A 19,074-nucleotide genomic window follows, 5' to 3' on the forward strand; every position below is an offset into this window, starting at 1 on the left:
CCTCTCGGTGTCACTGGCGAAATCCATATCGCCGGTGCCGGCGTCGCCCGTGGCTACCTGAACCGTCCTGAACTGACCGCTGAACGTTTCCTTGCCGATCCGTTCTCTTCTGATCCGGACGCCCGTATGTACAAGACCGGTGACCTCGGCCGCTGGCTCCCCGACGGCCATCTTGACTATCTCGGCCGCAATGACTTTCAGGTCAAACTGCGCGGCTTCCGTATCGAACTCGGTGAGATCGAAGCCCGATTAGTGCAGTGCCCCGGCGTACGGGAAGCCGTCGTTCTGGCACGCAAAGACGAGCCGGGACAGAAACGTCTGGTCGCCTATTTGCGGCCTCAGGACGGCGTTGAACTGGTTCCCGCCGAACTGCGTCAGCAGCTTACCCAACATCTTGCCGAGTACATGCTGCCCAGCGCCTTTATGACGCTCGACGCTTTCCCGCTGACCCCCAACGGCAAACTCGACCGTCAGGCGCTCCCCACGCCCGACTCGTCCGCCGTGGTGGCACGCGGCTATGAAGCCCCGGTCGGTGAGGTGGAAACCGCCCTGGCGCAAATCTGGCAAAACCTGTTGGGACTGGAGCGGGTCGGCCGTCACGACCATTTCTTTGAACTGGGTGGTCATTCGCTGATGATCGTCAGTCTGATTGAGCGGCTGCGTGGCCTTGGTTGGCAGCTCGACGTTCGCAGCGTGTTCTCCGTACCTGTCCTCCTCGATATGGCGCAAGCTATCCTGAAGTCCCAAAGTGACGCCGACACCTTCGTGGTGCCGCCCAATCGCATCCCCGAAGGCTGCACCGCCATCACGCCCGATATGCTGCCTCTGGTCTCGCTGTCCCAGGCTGAGATTGATGCCATCGCTGACGCGATCCCCGACGGAGTGACTCATGTGCAGGATATCTATCCGCTCGCGCCGCTACAGGAAGGTATCCTGTTCCATCACCTGCTTCAGCCGAACAGAGATCCATACGTTATATCGTCGCTGTTGAGCGTCGAAAACCAGACAAAACTCGATGCATTCATTGCGGCATTACAAGCCGTCATCGACCGGCACGATATTCTGCGTACGTCTATCCACTGGATCGGGTTATCCCAACCCGTTCAAGTGGTACATCGACACGCACCATTGCCGGTCAATGTCCTGACATTCGATGACGATAGTGACGTGGTTGCCAGCATGCAAGCACGCATGGCGCTGTCACATCAGCACATGGATTTGTCCCATGCTCCACTGATACGGTTGCAAGTCGCCACCGAACCATATTCGTCCAAGTTATACGTCTTGTTCCAGTTGCATCACATCATCGACGATAACCTCTCACTCCGGTGCTTTCTCGCAGAAACGACCGCTTTCCTGATGGGACTTGGCGCGGATTTACTGCCATCCGTTCCTTATCGTAACTTTGTCGCCTATGCACGTCAGGAAGGTAAAACTCAGGAAGCGGAAGCCTTCTTTCGGACATTGCTGGCCGATATCGATGAGGTCACCGCGCCTTTTGGCCTAGCTGATGTTCAGGGGAATGGCGAGCATAACGCGGCGGCACGGAAGGTTCTTGATGTTGAACTCTCACAAGCCATTCGTAAAACAGCGCGCCGCTTTGGTACTAACCCCGCAATTTTGTTCCACGCAGCTTGGGCGCTCGTCGTCGCACGCATGAGTGGACGCGATGACATTGTATTTGGCACCGTTTTGTCAGGCCGCATGTCGGGAGTTGATGGGAGTGCACGCGCTTTAGGCATGTTCATCAATACCCTGCCCTTGAGACTGAAGCTAAGAGGAAGCAGCGTAGATGAACTCGTCAAAATGACGAACGACGCATGCGCCAGCCTGCTGCTTTACGAACAGACCCCATTGTCGCTTGCACAGCGTTGCAGTGGACTCGGTGGCATGTCCCTGTTCAGTGCCCTGCTAAATTTCCGACATGGTAATGACAAAAATACCCGTACACCTAGTCTGGATCTGTTTGGTCTGGCAAGTTTGGATAGCTGCGAGCGCACCAATTACCCATTTGAAATGTCCATTGATGATGATGGTGAATATTTTGTACTGTCAGCTCAAACCGTCAATGATATTGATCCAAATAGAATAAATACCTATCTCACAAGAGCGATAGAACAATTGATATCGATACTAATTGAAGCGCCAGATACGCCTGCGCTGGACTTGGACGTGCTGCCCGAAGACGAACGCCAACAATTGCTGGTGGACTTCAACGCGACTCAGGCGGACTTCCCGCAAAACGCGCTGATCCACCAACTGTTCGAAGCTCAGGCAGCGCACCATCCCGATGCCACCGCCGTGGTATGCGGGGAGCATGCGCTCAGTTATGGAGAACTGAACCGCCGCGCCAATCGTCTGGCTCATCATCTGATTGCGCTGGGGGTGCGCCCAGATGATCGGGTGGCAATTTGTCTGGAACGCAGCCCGGAGATGGTGGTGAGCCTGCTCGCTATTCTCAAAGCGGGCGGCGCCTATGTGCCGCTCGATCCGGCTTATCCGACCGAACGACTGGTGTATATGCTTGATGACGCGGCACCCGTAGCCTTACTGACCCAGACGACATGGGTTAACAGACTGATCAGCCCCGTGCCTACGGTGGTGCTCGACGCCCAAGAACCGGCTCTGGCAGCACAACCAACTGACAATCCGGAGCCGCAGACGCTGGGGCTGACGTCACGCCATCTGGCGTATGTGATCTACACTTCCGGTTCTACTGGCTTACCCAAAGGGGTGGCGATCGCTCACCGTAATACCGTGAATTTCCTCATCTGGGCGCAGCGGACTTTCAGCCCAGAGGAATTGGCACATACGCTTTTCGCTACTTCACTTAATTTTGATTTAGCGGTGTACGAATGCTTTGCACCACTCGTCTCTGGCGGCACGGTTCATCTCGTTCCTGATGCGTTGTCGCTGGTCACCACCGAACAGCCGGTCAGCCTGATCAACACCGTGCCGTCGGCCATCGCGCATTTGATCGAGGTTAACGCGGTTCCCGCAACCGCCCGGACGGTCAATTTGGCCGGTGAAGCATTGAAACCGCACGTTGTTGAGCATTTGTTTGCCCACTCATCCGTACAGGATGTGTGCAATCTGTATGGTCCCTCTGAGACGACAACTTATTCGACCTGGATACGGATGAACCGGACTGAGGGCTTTGCCAGTCATATCGGCCGCCCGATCGCCAACACCCAGATCTATATTCTCAACCCACATGGTCAGCCCGTCCCCCTTGGTGTGGCCGGCGAAATCCATATCGCTGGTGCCGGCGTTGCCCGTGGCTACCTAAACCGCCCCGAACTGACCGCCGAACGCTTCCCCGCCGATCCGTTCTCCCCGACACCGGACGGCCGCATGTACAAGACCGGCGACCTCGGCCGCTGGCGCCCCGACGGCAATATCGAATATCTCGGCCGCAATGACTTTCAGGTCAAACTGCGCGGCTTCCGTATAGAACTCGGTGAGATCGAGGCGCAACTGATGCAATGTCACGGCGTGCGCGAAGCGGTGGTGCTGGCACGCGAAGACGAGCCGGGCCAGAAACGTCTGGTCGCCTATGTACGGCCTCTGGATGGCGTTGAGCTGGTTCCCGCTGAACTGCGCCAGCAGCTTGCCCAGCACCTCGCCGAGTACATGCTGCCCAGCGCCTTTATGACGCTTAAATCCTTCCCGCTGACCCCCAACGGCAAACTTGACCGTCAGGTGCTCCCCGCGCCTGATTCGTCCGCCGTGGTGGCGCATGGCTATCAGGCCCCGATCGGTGCGGCGGAAACCGCCTTGGCGCAGATCTGGCAAGACTTATTAGGACTGGAGCGGGTCGGTCGTCACGACCACTTTTTTGAGCTTGGCGGTCACTCGCTGCTCGCTGTGCAGCTGCTGAACCGCATGCGCGAGCAAGACATGGCGGTTCCGCTGACCACCTTGTTCGCTCATCCGACGTTGTGTGATCTGGCGATAGCCATTGGCGAGCGTTTTGCCCAATCAACGTCCCCGTTCGATGCGAATCCCGTGCCGCTAACCCCAACAGGCTGCCTGCCACCCTTGTTCTTGGTACACGAGACTTCCGGCGATCCACTGGTCTATTCGCCACTGGCAGCCTTACTGCCGCCTGAGCTTCCCGTCTATGCGCTGCAAGCCCTTGGCATCCACACGCTGGAGCATCCCCCAGCGTCGCTTGAGGCGCTCGCGGCCTGCCATATTCAGGCTATTCGTCACGTCCAGCCACAAGGCCCCTATCGTCTCGCCGGATGGTCAATTGGTGGCTTGATCGCCTATGAGATGGCGCAACAATTCATGAGCTGCGGCGAGACGGTAGAATTTCTCGGTATGATCGATTCCTATAACTCCATAAATGGGCTAGAAATCACCACCGACCAGCCAGTAGACAAGGAAGCAAAACGAATTGAGATAATCATTGACTCACTGCGTGCTCAAATCGGCGCTAATGATGAGCAGATATTAGAAGAACTTCACGATCTCAGTGATGTGAACCAAATCCTTGACCGCTGTATTGAACACCAATGGCTGCCGACCAGTATCACACGCGAGGATATCCTCCTTCGCCTATACACCTCCGAGATCATTACACAACTGGGTCAAGACTATATCGCGCCAAAATCCCCCTTGCCCATCCACCTGTATACCGCGGATGAGGCACTCAACGGGGAAATTTGGCACGGTTGGCATGATATCGTCGGCACTGATTCGACACTCCACGCTATCGGTGGAACGCATTTCTCCATCATGCGTCCCCCTTCGCTCAACCAGATAGCGGATTCACTCACCGAGCACTTACTGCCCGCGCCTCCCTACGACCCACGCGTTATCATCCAAAGCGGGTCTCGGTCGGTTCCGCCGCTATTTTGCATGCCCGGTGCAGGTGCCAGCGCCTCTAGCCTCCTCGGACTGGCGCTGTCGTTCCCACAGCAACTCCCAGTCTACGCCTTACAGGCACGCGGCCTGGGCCTGACTGACGAACACAATTTTCCCTATGTCAGTGTCGAAGGTGCCGCTCGTGCCTATATCCAGATCATCCGTCAAACGCAACCCCATGGTCCCTATCACCTGCTGGGTCATTCTTTCGGTGGCTGGATCGCCTTTGAGATAGCCTTGCAACTGCAAGCAGAAGGGGAACAAGTCTCCGACCTTATTCTCGTCGATACCGATGAACCTGATCCGCAAGGTCGTACTCCCAAGCCAGTCAACCGTACCGAAACGATAATGAAGCTGATTGAGATCTACAATATGATATTGGATCGACCGCTGCCGCTTACAAAGCAGGATTTTGGCGATCTGGCTCCGGATGAACAGCTTCAATACCTACTTCGTGCTCTGGTAAATGCAGGCCTCTTCCCAGCTAAAACACCAACGTCACTGCTGCAAGGTGTCGTTCGCGTCATGCAAGCCAATCTGAACACTTGCTATACACCTCGTACCCGCTATGAGGGTCTTGTTCATCTGATCAACGCAGAAGAGGGAGATGTGGATGAAACGAAAACGCGCGAAACTTTGTGGAATACGCACGTTGCTCAACTCAGCACTATGCATGTACCCGGTAACCATATGACCATGTTGTCCAGCCCGCAGATTGAGCACTTTGTTACTGGGCTATGGCAAAAATTGGATTACGCGAACAACCCAAGGTCTGCGGGTTGGTTCGGATATGTAAAACCTCACGGATCTGGTCGGACGGATAAATGAGTAAGCACTTGTCAGAGAGGTGGAAACCTCCCTAGTCATCCAGGTCACAGCGCAGGTTTAACCCCTCGATACGTTGGGTCAGGGCATCAATCTCCCGGCGCATGTCGACAGGCTCTCGCACCAGAAAGAGGTGTTCCGGCTTCAGCATCGGGCCAGCACCCGCATCACCTCAGGCAACAGAGTCAACGGGTAGGAGATGGCATAACCGTACCGAGGCTTACCATCAACTTAAGAGTAATATAAGGAAAACCTATCAGCAGCGTATCTCAGGAGGTTATTGATGAATTTACCCGGATATCGCCAATAGCCTGGAGCCACATGCTGTTTGCTGGCCGCTATCATTTCAAAAAAAGTAACGGGGAACTTGATGTTGATGCCATGTCGTTGATACTGGAAGAGCATATGAAACAACATTTTTGGAACGATAAGTGCTCCAGTACTCGTCATTTTCGTGGGTTCTTCCACAGGCCCCCTAAAAAATTGGCAGCACGACTTTTGCTAACCTGCCACCGTTAACACGACAAAACCTTTTCACCTTTTTCATGGTTTTGCATTATGCAATTATCTGATACATTAAAATAATAAAACATTATATTGATTACTTGAATATAGGTGGAATAAAATGCACAACGAGCTGCTCAAATTTTCTCACAAAAGCGCAAAAGAAGGACAATGGCTGTTATCAGAAGGTAATTTTTATCGAGTTATAGCTACTGGTGCAGAAACCAATAGTCGTTACAGTCTGGTTGAAGTCATTGTTGAACCAGGGAAAGGTGCTCCATTTCATTTCCATAAATTAGAGGAAGAAGCTTTCTTCATACTAGAAGGTGAAATGGTTTTTTATACGCAGACTGAAACAATGTATGGAAAACAAGGAGCTTTTTTAAACTTTTCTGTTGGACAAATCCGCGGTTTTCGTAATGAAACAGATGAAAATACACGAATGCTCATTATGCTTTCACCTCCGGGAATGGAACAAATGTTTTTTGAAGATGGGAAGGCAATTGATGCACCTATTGATTTGAATACAACATTTGTGGAAAACATAGGTCAACCAGTAACCTGCCCAGAAATTGCAGGACGATACGGCATAGAAAGTGTCCCTTTACCATTACCGGAAAAAAAAGACAACCGCTTGAAATTAAGGAAAAGGAGTAGTTCTGTCGCATAAGGTGAGGTTAGGTAATATTCTGTCTTTTACTCTGTGATCTGCTCATGTCTCTAATACGAAATACCTTCAAACGTTTACATTATCTTGTTGATATTATTACTCAGTGTGTACGCTGGTATCCGGCTTACTCGCTGAGTTTACGGAATTTAGCAAAATCCGCTGTAAACCCTCGCCCAGTGCGAGGGTGTCAACGACTCGTAGGTCACCGGAGCCTTACAAATATCAAAGATAATTATCGAAACTACGATAATCAGACTCACGTCATTAAGCGAAACAAACTTTTGCCCAACGCGCTAAACCGGTAGTCACTGAACCAAAGTAGTTACCGCTGACCAGCGGGATGCCCGGCAATACTTGCTCCACCGCCTGGCGAAGGATCGGGGAGCTCGCTGAACCACCGGTCATGAAGATAACATCTGGCTTAGTGCCACCCTGTTCCACCGCTTCACTGACTAATTTAGCCATTTTGTCTTTGGTAGATTCAATCGCTGTAATCATTTGATCACGATGAAGATCAATCTCAATCACTTCCGATAGTAGATTCAATTTCACACGATGCTCAGATTGATCCGAGAGGGCAATTTTGGCTTCTTCTGCACTGCGGACTAGGCTATATCCCAATGTGTCGTGATATACCTTCAATAATCGCGCTAATTTCTCTGGCTCCTGTGCTTCCATATGCAGAGATTTTAACGCTCTCAGGTTCTCACGAGAGTAAAATTCTTTTTGCGCTTGTATATCGTTGATGGCAATGGGGTTCCAAAATTGGGTCAGTGGCATCTCGATGCCTGATACAAATTGACTTCCCAATCCAAAAGGATGCATCAATTGTTTAAAGGTCAGATTGATATCTAAATCATTACCGCCGACACGTTGCCCACTATGCGCCAATAGACTCTCGTTGCGCTCAGACTTCCCTTTCCAGTCTGGCCCCATTTGGATGAGGGAACAATCTGTTGTTCCGCCGCCAATATCGACCACCAGAACAATTTTGTTTTCGGTCAGGGTATCTTCATATTCCAAACCTGCTGCCACAGGTTCAAATTGGAATTCAATGTTGCGAAACCCAGCACGCTTTGCAGCATGAAGCAAAATGGTCTCAGCCTGTTGGTTAGATTTATCCCCGCCACGACCATGAAAGTTAATCGGCCGCCCAATCACCACTTCTTCAATGATCTGCTGTGTATTAGCTTCTGCCCGCTGTTTGATATTGGCCATCATGGCGCAGACCAAATCCTCAAAGAAGCTGATTTGTATCTCTCTCAACCCCATTGCACCCAGGAAAGATTTCGGCGATTTCACGTAGTAAATTTCTTGCGGATCTTCCATATATCGATTCAACGCCGCCTGCCCGAAGACGATATCTTCCGAAAGAAGCTCGATACCTTCCTCACGATTTGTAGCCATCGCGCTGCGAAGAAGCTGCTCCCCCACTTGATTACCGGGTCGGATATTCCGGTGACGAAATAAGTGTTCAGAAACCGATTCACGAGTCGGAGCTGCTAACGTTGAAGGCATGTAGAAATTGTCATGCTCAATAGCAAGCAGTTGTGGTGTATTCCCCATCATCCTCGCTACTGAGCAATTTGATGTGCCATAGTCAAAACCGATGAACATATGTTGCCTCCTCTAATCGTAGAAAATCGTAAAAAAGGCCGCAAATGCTATCGTAAATCAGATGGGTGAGCGAGCGACTTTTCAATCGCAAATGATAGTACTATGACAAATGTGATCTATAAATAGAGATAGCACGACCATTTAAATGGGTTATTCCTCACTTACATACAGGATCTTAAGAGATAACTGTTTTATTTTTATATTAAATATGACTTAATTATTATTGTTTTTGACATCTAATCAAAAAAATATTTAAGTTTTAAATTAATATTTCTCGATTTATAAATTCTGGGGATATGATGAAAAAATTATTATCTACTGAATCATAATTTTCTTTGCTTGTTGAAAAATGACCTAATAATACCAAAGCATAGATATACGATTAAATAAGTACAGTGGCACAAATTTATTGCGTCACTGTACTTTTTAGATTAATTTTAAAAGATGTTTAATCTAATTTATGCCCTTTGACTGTACTCTGAAGCTCCTGAGTTTTAGTTTCATGATTCTGTTTTTTCACAAATGGAATTTTCCCTGATGTAATATCTGAAATATATTCCGGTATTTCAGTAACAAAATTTGTAAGAGAGTTCGGTAATTCAACTCTGTCTTTTTCGTTCTTGTCATATGTTGTACTGGCCCGATTAAAGATCTCTTGAGTATTCAACTTAACGGAACCTTTTTTGCTGTCAATGTTGGCACCTGTCAAATAGGTTTTGCCAGTAACATTCAGATTAACCTCTTCAGTCCCTTCAATACCTGACTGTTCAGCTAATGATTCCTTGGTATCCATATCCAAAGTGGCCTTCAGCTTGTTTTTAATTTCAGGTGAAGCAGAAGCCGTTTTACTGAAAATTTCCTTCTTCTTAACGTCTGCTTTTGCCACATCAGTACTCTGAACATCATTTGGAGAGTCAGAACCGATACTTACCTTGATATTTTGGCTATGGGTCGTGTTTTTAACTGTTTCAATATTGAGTTTACCGCTGATATTACTCGTTACTTTATCTGCTGTGATATTCGCTCCTTTGAGGAAGGTATCCTTATCACTGACCAACGTAACTTTTTTACCTGCAATATGGCTATTATGATTAATCGTCGTATCAAGATGGTTTTTTGCTAATTTCGGATTAATACCTACACCATATTTATCGCTAGTGCTGTTATTTGTTCCCAAATTCGCATAAGAATCGACATCCATACTCAAATTATCATTATTGGATGTATCTTGGGCTGACGTCAGTTCAATATTACCCTGCCTTGCGGTTAGATTTATATCTTCTCCATCAACGTTGGCACCTTGCAGAGTCAAATTATTGCCAGCGTTCAAACTGACGCCCTGTTTTCCATGGATCTCACTGATTTTTGCCATAGTCGTTCTTTGAGTCTTCGCGATATTCTTGCCACCGGCATCAGAGGAAACTGGTTTTATATTGGCTTCCAGTTTAGTTGAAACATCCCCGCTATAAGACTTCTCAGTGACTTGCTTGATGTTATCGGCCTGACTGATGTTGATATTTCCTTCCACATCTAAGTTAACTTTACCAGTACCTGCATCCATAGATGTTCCCTGATATACAGCATCATGCTTCATCCGAATTGTAATGCCGTTTTTAGCCTTAAGAGAACCGGTAATTGCATCAGTACTGGATTGAGAATGCGACAGTGTGTCTCCTTTTCCCTTACCACTGAGTTCTGTACTTTGAATAACAGGCTTAACACCAACCTCCAGATTAGCATCACCCGTGGTATCAGAAGTTTTTCTCTCCTCATGATTGAACACCGCATCACTCTTGTGGCTATCTGCCTGCAAAACGATATCGTTTTTGGTCGCCTGATATTGCGTTCCTTGATCATAAATCTCACCATCGGCAACGAGCTTGATTTTATTAGCGTTGATCAAAGTGGTATCATGAGTTGTCTTGCTGGTATTTTCTGAATGTCTACTGCCGTTAGCTTTAAGATCAACATCAGAATAAGGTTGAGCGTTCTTACCTTTAATTGAAATACCAAATTTATTCTTCACCTGCGTATTAGTTGAGGAACTTGATTCTGTATTTTCTGTTGACAGATTATTAACTCTACCGGCATTAGCGTCATAATTACCTGCTACATTATGCCGAGCTCCTTGTTGCTTTAATTCCTTTGTCGCATTCAGCTTGAGATCGCCAGTAATATTTGTTGTTGAAACTTTACTTGTTTTCTGACTCTGGGAATTATTTTCGCTTTGTTTAGTCCCTTTAAAGTGAGCTTCAAATTTATTACTATCAGGTGTAACAGCCACATCCCAATTGTGTATTGAATGCGATTTATCCATAGATTTTGACTCATCGGCCGAAAGCAGAGAAATATTATCAGCTTTGATATCAGCATTCCCTTTTTTTGTTATAATATCTGAGCCAGTGATAGAAACATCTTTGTCAGCATTAATCTTGATATTTCCACCATTCAATTCCGATGATTTTTGTTCAGTAACATCATATTTCGAATCATTTCTGGTATTTTTCAGGCCGACTTCAACGCTAATTGACCTACTTTCTTTAACATCAGGCTTAATAAAATGGTTTTTCCAATTCAGAGAACTGATTTCTTTAGAACCACTCTTTTTCTCATCAGAAGAATGGACATTGAGATTTCCAAGTGTATTAATATTCAGTTCATCTGCACTTTTAACTAAACTACCAATAACATTGATATCTTTATTACTAATTAATTTTAGATCCGCATCAGAAGTTACTTCACTCTTTACTGAACGCTCTTCTCTACTATTATTTTTATTTGATTGATTAGTAATGTTAAAAATCGCACCTGTTCTTTCATTAATATTTTTATTGGTATTATTTACTGCATTATCAATAGTTAATTCTCCATCAACTGCATCAGAATAACTACCCTGTTTCCCTTTCACCTTACTGCCAGTGATATTGATCCCCATCTTTCCCGTCAACAGTATACGGCCATCCGCAGTAATTTCAGAAGATACCTGCGTTTTATCTTCATAGTGATTATTTTTATTTTTTCCGCCAGCGACACCGCCCCAATTTTTTGTTTTATTGTCATCAGTATCAATGTTATTGAGAGATTGTGTGGAAATTTTCACCTGCTTATCTGCTTTGAGTATCAAATTATTTTTAGCATGAATCTTCGCACCAACAATTTCAACATTTCCGCCCGCATTAATGCCTAAATCATCACCTGCGTTCAGCTCACTGGAGATATTTTTTTGTCTGACTTTACGTTTAAAGCTCTCTCCTGTTGTTAATCCTGCTGTCTCGTTCCGTTGATATTTTTTTTCAGTCGTGATTTTTGTTTCTATCAGATTAGCTAATTTCACATCATTTTTGGCAGACAGTGACATTTTTCCGCCAGCACCAATCTTACTGCCAGAAATTTCTAAGTCACCTTTGTTCGCAATTAATTTAATATTACCATGAGCCTTAATGGTATTACCTTTCTGCTGGTACTGTTCATCTGTATTACTGCGGTTATTTTTCCACAAAAATTTGCTTTTATTCTCAGTTTCTTGTGTACTCTGATGAAATTGTTGTCCGTTTAATTTCAGATTTTCGCCACTTAGAGTAACATTATCTCCCTCAATATCCGTTGCCATAAATTGATTGTCTTGATTGGAAATAAGGGTGATGTTCTTACCCTCTAATTTAGTCCGAGTGAGCGACTGTTTAGTTTGTTTTTGATGAGCATCAATACCACCGAAAATATTATGATAATTATCTTTACCATGACTCTCTGATGAATATTCATTAATATTTCCTTGAGATAAAATATGTTCAGCTTTAAATTTAACATCGTTTCCTTTCACTATGGCACCTTCCAATTTAAGCTTTCCATTGGAATCGACATTGATACTGTCATCAGCGACCATTGTCCCTTGCAAATTAACCCAATTTCCTTTGGCAGTATTCAGCAATCGAATACGTCCAGCCTGCATACTACCAAGATAATAACTATCAAGTACATTCGCGCTTGTCTGTTGTGAATCCAATACTTTTCCGTCAGTTGAGACACGGTTATTACCCGTTATAATATTAATATCTTTCGTCACAATAATTTGACCACGATTGTCGATTTTTGGAGCAATAAGATTTACAATCCTACTTTTTACAAGACCCGCACTCCCAATATTTAAGGAATGTTTATTATCCAAGGTGCTAAATCCATTTAACAATCCGTTTTCAACCAGTGGATTACCAACAACCAGTGATACTTGATTCGTATTAATAAATTCCCCATTCCGATAAGTAATACCATTCGGGTTTGCCAGCACATAATCAGCCGCCATACCAAAAATTTCTTGTTTCCCCAATATTAAAGAAGGGTTGCGGCTAATCACTTCATTTAGAATGATTTTTGCTGTATGTCCACCCAAATTACTATTAGCAGATAATTCTCCTGCCAGCTTTGATGAGCCAGCCGACAATGAGTTATTAAAAACCACACCCGCCTGCTCGACGTTAAAATCATTATATTGGTTATGTGACAGCCCTGATTGTGAAGGAGCGACAATATTAACGACTGCTGCTCCTGTCTTTGAATTAGTCGTCCCTGGTTGATGTGCAGAATCACCTCCCGGGGTAATACCATTAGCTAAACTCGTTGAACTGGAAACCAGAATAATGGCCATGGATGCAGCAAGTTGCCCTGTAGGAGATAATTTAAATCTTTTGTTTCTCATGTAATTCCCTCAATGGTTTTCAATGATGATTATGTGTTTCGAGCAAAAATGAAAATTTCGCAAAAATCACGATACAAAGATTAAAAGCGGAAAGAAAAACGAGTCAGTAATTGTATCAGCTCACCAGCATTCTTATTTTGATGGGATAGAATTTTTCCTTGGCTTAGCTCAACATCAGCGAACAGGTTTTGGTAATTCAATGTAATGCCTGTACTCAATCCAGCGCTGCTTTGCCAACCAACTTTGCTTTTATAGCCAAGAACCTGACCAATATCTGCACCGATATTTAATGTAACTGAACCTTTAGGTATGGGAATCGAATGGGAAAGGGTGTTCCTCAGATACCAACCGTTATCAGCGGATACAGAATTTTTACTAAACCCACGCAATGCGCTGTTATCGCTAATATTTAACCATTCAATACCCGGTAGGCTATTTGGACTGTACTGAGCATAGAATTGGGTATTGAATTGAAAAGGTAAATTAAACAACGCAAAATGCTGTTGTAATTTCGCAGACAAACTTCCTTTGATGAACGTCTTATCTTGGAAAGGAGCGGCTGTCTGCGCACCAAACCACCGCATTCCTTTCTCAATATTTGCATCAAGGATAATCAATCTTCCTGGAGTAATTTTCAGGTGACTTATCCCCAATGTAAACACGCTCAATGTCGGGCTGTTAATAGCAATTTTTGAATCTTCTATGTAGTTATTGCTATTTTTATAAGTTAATTGCGTACTAAGTGTATCTATCTGCATTTGATCACGATAAAACACCCAATCAGAGCGTACCCCTGATTGTTGAGAATTTCCGTGGAAATTTACCGAGCTCATCCGTAAATCAGCATTTCTGGTATATTCGGAATAACCGCTGAATCCACTGATTGTTGCATCACCATAGGGAATTGAATAAAGTAGAATATAACTTCTACTATATTTCGTGTTGTGTTTATCCAACGTATTGCTTCCACTAAAACTAATGAAATCTGATAGTCCTAATGGGCTGTCAAAACTGGTATTTAATCTACCGACCCATTCTCCCGTACTTTTCTGTCCATAATTATCAGTTTTAACAACTACTTTCCACGGTGAAGAATGCTGGTTATGCAGCTTAATAATGGAACCACCTTTCTTAGTTCCGGGTAATATATCAATTGTTGTTTTATTTGATTGCAGGCGATTTGCCTGATCCAATCCTTGATCAAGCTGATTGAGATTCAATGGCTTATTCGTTAAATGAGGGAAAAGGGTTTGGCTATTAGTCCAACGGGTTCCCCCTTCAATACCCTCAATAAAACCTTCAATCACATTTATCCCTAACCTCCGATCATGGGAAGGAGGAACAAATTGCAAACGTGCGGTGACATAACCTTTTTTAATATAAATATTTTCAATTTCGGAGGTTAATTTATTTATATTATTACTAGTAATGCAGGTAGTCGGTATAGCACTTAATGTTGTTAGATCTTTCAATGATAATAAAGTTATTCCTTTAAGGTAGACACCACTAATCTGTAAACATTGTCCAATTCCCGTAAATGCCTGTAATTCTTTTTTCTCTGGAACCGACTCCGCACGGTTTATAAAACTCTGGTGACTGCGTTTTTCAAGTAGTCCTCTGATATTTCTTGAACTTTCCTGCAATGTTTTCATATCTTCATCCATAAATGATGATGAAGTATTGTCAATATTTTCAGATAAGGCCACTGCCTGAAAAGGACTGCACAATATTAAGAGAATGGGAATTATTATCCTTTCGTTCATAGAGCTACCGTAATAATAAATAAGCAAAAAATATTACAATGTCAATTTAAACTCATGTGTTTAAATTATACATTCTAACCCCCTGACCCTATAAATAGCGTTTGTATATTGCCATGATGAATAGCCACAAACTATAAACAGAATGTAAACAATGAAAAAATAAATTAAATTAACTCACAGCGAAACATTTAAATGCAATAAGAATAACCAGTTGTTTTTATTTAACATTTAATCATTAAGTTGCATTCTATATGCCTAACCACACTATATACATATTATGATTAAGTATTTAAAAAACCTCAAAGTTACCGCCATACGGATTAAAATCTATAAAATATCATTATCTTATTTATTCTTATTTTTTGTCATAACACATTAGGTAAATCCTCACATTGCATTAACAGTCAAGATTAAAAATTTATTTCAACCTTGACTATGGATTCATTCCATCGAAAGGTAAAATAAAGAAAGGGGAGTATTCTTTTGATTCGCAACCTAAGAAGATAATTTTTAGGTAATGTATTAAATAGTTAGATTGAATATCAAAAATAGTACTCACGCTCAATAAAAGTCCCTATCACCTTATCTTGCATTTCTTCGGATTTTGAATAACTGATAGTTTTTCTATTCAGTCTTTTTACTCGAGTACGCTGAGTTAAATTCGTTCTCTCTATACGCTGAGTAAACATCTTTCCAGTCAGGTGATCTTCCTCGGGAAGGTTATCATAAACAACATAATCATCTGTGCAGTAAAACCGAATATTAAAGGACGATAAAAGAGCCAGTAGCTTGTCTAACGTTTTTCTACTGCGATCGCCAAAAACATGGGCCACTATTCGTTTTAGACGGGGTTCCCAAGCATACCAAAGCCCGCGTTGATTTTTCTTGTTCCCCACAAATGACCCTTGCTGGTGAGTAGACCTACCCAGTCACCCGGGCAGATCCCTCCTCAGAACCGGACATGCAGAACTACCGCATCCGGCTCCCGACAGACCCCGGTCGTCACACCTATTCAGCAAGAATTGAACATTGAATGGACTTTCCAGCTTGAAGGATAACCCAGCACTTTCAGGATCAGAGTCAGCTTTTCCCACGTTAGCCCCCGACGTCCTCCCTTCCGGTTGAACCATCTGTAGAGTACCCGCTTACTTTGGTAGATAAATTGCCCGACTCGTCTCTGGTTATCAGAAATACCGTGATAATTTATCCAGCCTTTGATAACCCTGATGACGATGGTCAGAACACGCCTTTTGTCAGGTGTATTCAGGTTCTTCCAAAGGAAGTCCCTGAGTCCCTTCAATTTGGCGGCAAAACGGTCTTTTCGACTGGTCAACTTCAGTCGCCAGAAACCCTTTCGCGATATCCCCCAATAGCAGGTAAATCCCAGAAAGTTAAACGTAGGTAAGCGTCCGCCAGACTGGTTAGCTCTCATTGCTGCAACGTGGCCCGCCGGAATTAATTGCGATTTGTCACTGTGCAACGCCAGACCGTATTTACTCAGTCGTTTCGGTAATATCTTATAAAAGCGTTTTGCCTCACTCAGGAACTCAAAGGTAAACACCATATCATCAGCGTACCTTACCATTTCTGCCCGACCATGAATGTGTGAACGGCTGATTTCATCAAACCATTCATCTATCACACAGTGCAGGTAGATATTGGCAAGTACTGGCGATACGATTGACCCTTGGGGACATCCGCACACATTGTCGGATATCTGTTTACCCTCGATAACGGGTGCCGTTATTAAGACCTTAATGAGTCTGAGGAAACGGCGATCTGATATCTTCTTCTGCAGTAAATTCATCAACTCAATATGAGGTATCGTGTTAAAGTACTGGCGGATGTCAATTTCCACAACCGCCCCATTCCAGTTACGGTATGTTTGCTGTTGTAGTGCCTTCAATGCCGCATGACAATTTAATCCCGGCCGAAACCCGTATGAACACGGCAGAAACAGCGGCTCATAAATTCGGCTGAGAATATCACTGACCGCAAGTTGCACCAGTTTGTCCTCTATGCACGAAATCGCCAGTGGCCGTTTACTACCATCCTCTTTCGGGATCTGCGTGATTCTGGCGGCTTTCGGGCGATACGTCCCTCTGCGTATTCGCAGGATGAGATTGTGAATATTCCCATCAAGATGTTCCCCGTAAGCGGATTTTGTCATGCGATCAATACCTACCGCTTTATTCCCGTCAAGCCGTAGGAACTGTCCTTTCAGCATGTCACTGTTCAGCAGATGCCCTAAATTATTGAACACCTGCTGTTTGTTGCAGGCTGATTTCTTGCCTATACGCTCAAGTTTTGTTAACCATGATTGTCCGTCGTTGCTGTGTACGGTCATTGTTTCCCTCTCACGTTCGATCTGTCTGCCAGCCCTTCGCTCCGCGATCATTACTCGTTTCATCACTACTATGGCTGACTCCGACTTCCTGATACCCATCTCTCAGGCCTTGTGTTTTGGCACTTGTGCCCGATATACTCATTCCCTTGAGAGGTGTCAGGATCTCCTGGGTTCCGCACTGTTCTCTACAAACTCGCCGACGCCTGAGACTCCGGTGTGTGCTTCTGACTGGAAAAAAAAATCACCAGTGTGCCCATTCAGAAACTATTGCCTGCTGGTTCGACGATACCATCGGCACAACACAATCAGCGAATTTCGGAGTTATCACGTTCACCTATTGGTTTCGGCTCGAATGTTTCGCTGTCTACGCTTCATCTCCTTTGTTACCGCCGGAGATGCAAGACTCGCTACGTAGTGATCTGGCTAATCTTCTACGACGGGGCTTTCACCCGCAAGAAACAGTGCAGCTTTTCCCAGCGCACCGTCTATTTCACAGATAAGCTGAATGTGATTTCCATCAAGGGCAGCGTCGTTACGTTTCGGGGGAGTTTTTTAACGTTTTCATAACAGTAGCTGTTGCGACTCTCAGGATCCGAGTGGTGTCACGAATTCCCCCCATTATTCATCGCTATGTCGACAATCTGCTCTTTAACGCCGGGTTTGCAGGCTTGATAAGTGTATTCCAACTGAAAAACCTTACAGCAGGTATAGCAACGATAACGAGGATACCCGCCATTCCCTTTTCCATGTCCTTTGACATGCTCTGATTTGTGACAATAACGGCAATAGACGTCAACTTTGGCCATGTTTTACCCTTAAAAGGCGGGGAGCCTATCACAATAACTAACTATTTAATACATGACCCAAAATTGGATATTTCTAAAATTAGAAAATCATTTCAAGATAAAGAAAATAAATGGATTGAATATCCGAATGGAGAAATTAAGTATGAAAAAAATAAACTATCCATAGGTATGTTAATATCATTCTAAGGAATAACATATATGAATATGCTAAAAATAATTAATTGAAAATTTTTAGATTTTACTTACTCCATTTTAATCGGGGTGAGTATACAGACGATTTGTTATATAAGATAATATAACATGGTAATGTCAATGCCTTTTCAGAAAAATTGATAACATGGAAATAACAGCAATGCAGATAAAATTCATACCATTGGGAAATCATGTTTTTTTATTAAGGATCTATGAGTTAAAAATAAATGATAAAAATATCACAGATAAAGAGAGTGAGTTTTTATCATCTTGTTTAATTCATTTAAACTGACATGGTGAATCTTTTATTTATAATTTTTTAGATGTTTTGATCAATTAAGAGCATATGATGATTTTTTGAAAATAGGATAAAAATATATCTAACAAAACCATTGTGTTATTAAACGACACAACCGATCACGGTGGAAAAATGATTACAAGACGGGGCGATTAAAAACCACTTCCACTGGAACCGTTACGACAAAGCCGATGATGGCATGTCCTGCTGGGTACGCGTGGCACAAGGCTGGAACGGTAATGGCTTCTGGTTTATGGCGATACCGCGCAAGGGTCTGGTTTTATCAAATATACAAAGCATCAGTTTTTAACTCAGCTGAAAATGACGACTTTAACAAAGCAGGGCAAACGGGTCTAAATTGACCAATCCGATTAACTGGACGCATTCGGCACATAAACATAGGGCATGAATCGATGTTTGTGATTTATAATTCGCATACTGACCATGATAACCGTAGAAACTGCCATGCAAGCAACCACGCTTAGTC

General features: G+C 44.4%; 8 protein-coding genes and 3 pseudogenes. 4 read left to right on the plus strand and 7 right to left on the minus strand.

The window, feature by feature from the left end:
• From NXS07_RS15330 to NXS07_RS15345, 4 genes and pseudogenes are all read left to right on the plus strand, one after another.
• Positions 1-5,700 (plus strand): non-ribosomal peptide synthetase (locus NXS07_RS15330; RefSeq protein ID WP_258087079.1); only part of this gene is annotated, 5,700 nt, incomplete at its 5' end.
• A 318-nt stretch (positions 5,701-6,018) separates the two neighbouring features.
• A complete protein-coding gene (locus NXS07_RS15335; RefSeq protein ID WP_038214826.1) occupies positions 6,019-6,216 on the plus strand; it encodes a hypothetical protein in 198 nt (65 codons plus the stop codon).
• 106 nt (positions 6,217-6,322) lie between these two features.
• Positions 6,323-6,871: a cupin domain-containing protein gene (locus tag NXS07_RS15340; protein WP_051862882.1), complete on the plus strand. Its 549-nt coding sequence runs from the start codon at positions 6,323-6,325 to the stop codon at positions 6,869-6,871.
• Positions 6,872-6,915: 44 nt separating this feature from the next.
• Positions 6,916-7,020, plus strand: a pseudogene (locus NXS07_RS15345) (IS6 family transposase); the annotation flags it as partial.
• 115 nt (positions 7,021-7,135) lie between these two features.
• Here NXS07_RS15345 and yegD read toward each other — a convergent pair.
• From yegD to NXS07_RS22230, 7 genes and pseudogenes are all read right to left on the minus strand, one after another.
• Entirely contained in the window at positions 7,136-8,488 is a 1,353-nt protein-coding gene (gene yegD, locus NXS07_RS15350; RefSeq protein ID WP_258087080.1) for a molecular chaperone, read from the minus strand.
• A gap of 448 nt (positions 8,489-8,936) precedes the next feature.
• Entirely contained in the window at positions 8,937-13,181 is a 4,245-nt protein-coding gene (locus tag NXS07_RS15355; RefSeq protein ID WP_258087081.1) for a hemagglutinin repeat-containing protein, read from the minus strand.
• A gap of 80 nt (positions 13,182-13,261) precedes the next feature.
• On the minus strand, positions 13,262-14,944 hold the full coding sequence (locus NXS07_RS15360) for a ShlB/FhaC/HecB family hemolysin secretion/activation protein (protein ID WP_038221503.1): 1,683 nt from the start codon (positions 14,942-14,944) through the stop codon (positions 13,262-13,264).
• Positions 14,945-15,486: 542 nt separating this feature from the next.
• Positions 15,487-15,855: pseudogene (locus NXS07_RS15365) on the minus strand (IS1 family transposase); the annotation flags it as partial.
• A gap of 101 nt (positions 15,856-15,956) precedes the next feature.
• Positions 15,957-17,291, minus strand: a complete 1,335-nt coding sequence (locus tag NXS07_RS15370) for a reverse transcriptase domain-containing protein (protein ID WP_258087082.1) — start codon at positions 17,289-17,291, stop codon at positions 15,957-15,959.
• A gap of 10 nt (positions 17,292-17,301) precedes the next feature.
• A complete protein-coding gene (locus tag NXS07_RS15375) occupies positions 17,302-17,433 on the minus strand; it encodes a hypothetical protein (RefSeq protein ID WP_258087083.1) in 132 nt (43 codons plus the stop codon).
• A gap of 341 nt (positions 17,434-17,774) precedes the next feature.
• Positions 17,775-18,097, minus strand: a pseudogene (locus NXS07_RS22230) (IS1-like element transposase); the annotation flags it as partial.
• Positions 18,098-19,074: the final 977 nt, after the last annotated feature.

The sequence above is a fragment of the Xenorhabdus bovienii genome, from assembly GCF_024721015.1.
Lineage (GTDB): Bacteria > Pseudomonadota > Gammaproteobacteria > Enterobacterales > Enterobacteriaceae > Xenorhabdus > Xenorhabdus bovienii.

What these genes read in the sequence shown, in the direction of transcription:
- NXS07_RS15370 (WP_258087082.1), bottom strand. Translation starts at nt 17,291, where the DNA reads ATGACCGTACACAGCAACGACGGACAATCATGGTTAACAAAACTTGAG.
- NXS07_RS15340 (WP_051862882.1), top strand. Translation starts at nt 6,323, where the DNA reads ATGCACAACGAGCTGCTCAAATTTTCTCACAAAAGCGCAAAAGAAGGA.
- NXS07_RS15335 (WP_038214826.1), top strand. Translation starts at nt 6,019, where the DNA reads ATGCTGTTTGCTGGCCGCTATCATTTCAAAAAAAGTAACGGGGAACTT.
- yegD (WP_258087080.1), bottom strand. Translation starts at nt 8,488, where the DNA reads ATGTTCATCGGTTTTGACTATGGCACATCAAATTGCTCAGTAGCGAGG.
- NXS07_RS15355 (WP_258087081.1), bottom strand. Translation starts at nt 13,181, where the DNA reads ATGAGAAACAAAAGATTTAAATTATCTCCTACAGGGCAACTTGCTGCA.
- NXS07_RS15375 (WP_258087083.1), bottom strand. Translation starts at nt 17,433, where the DNA reads ATGAGTATATCGGGCACAAGTGCCAAAACACAAGGCCTGAGAGATGGG.
- NXS07_RS15360 (WP_038221503.1), bottom strand. Translation starts at nt 14,944, where the DNA reads ATGAACGAAAGGATAATAATTCCCATTCTCTTAATATTGTGCAGTCCT.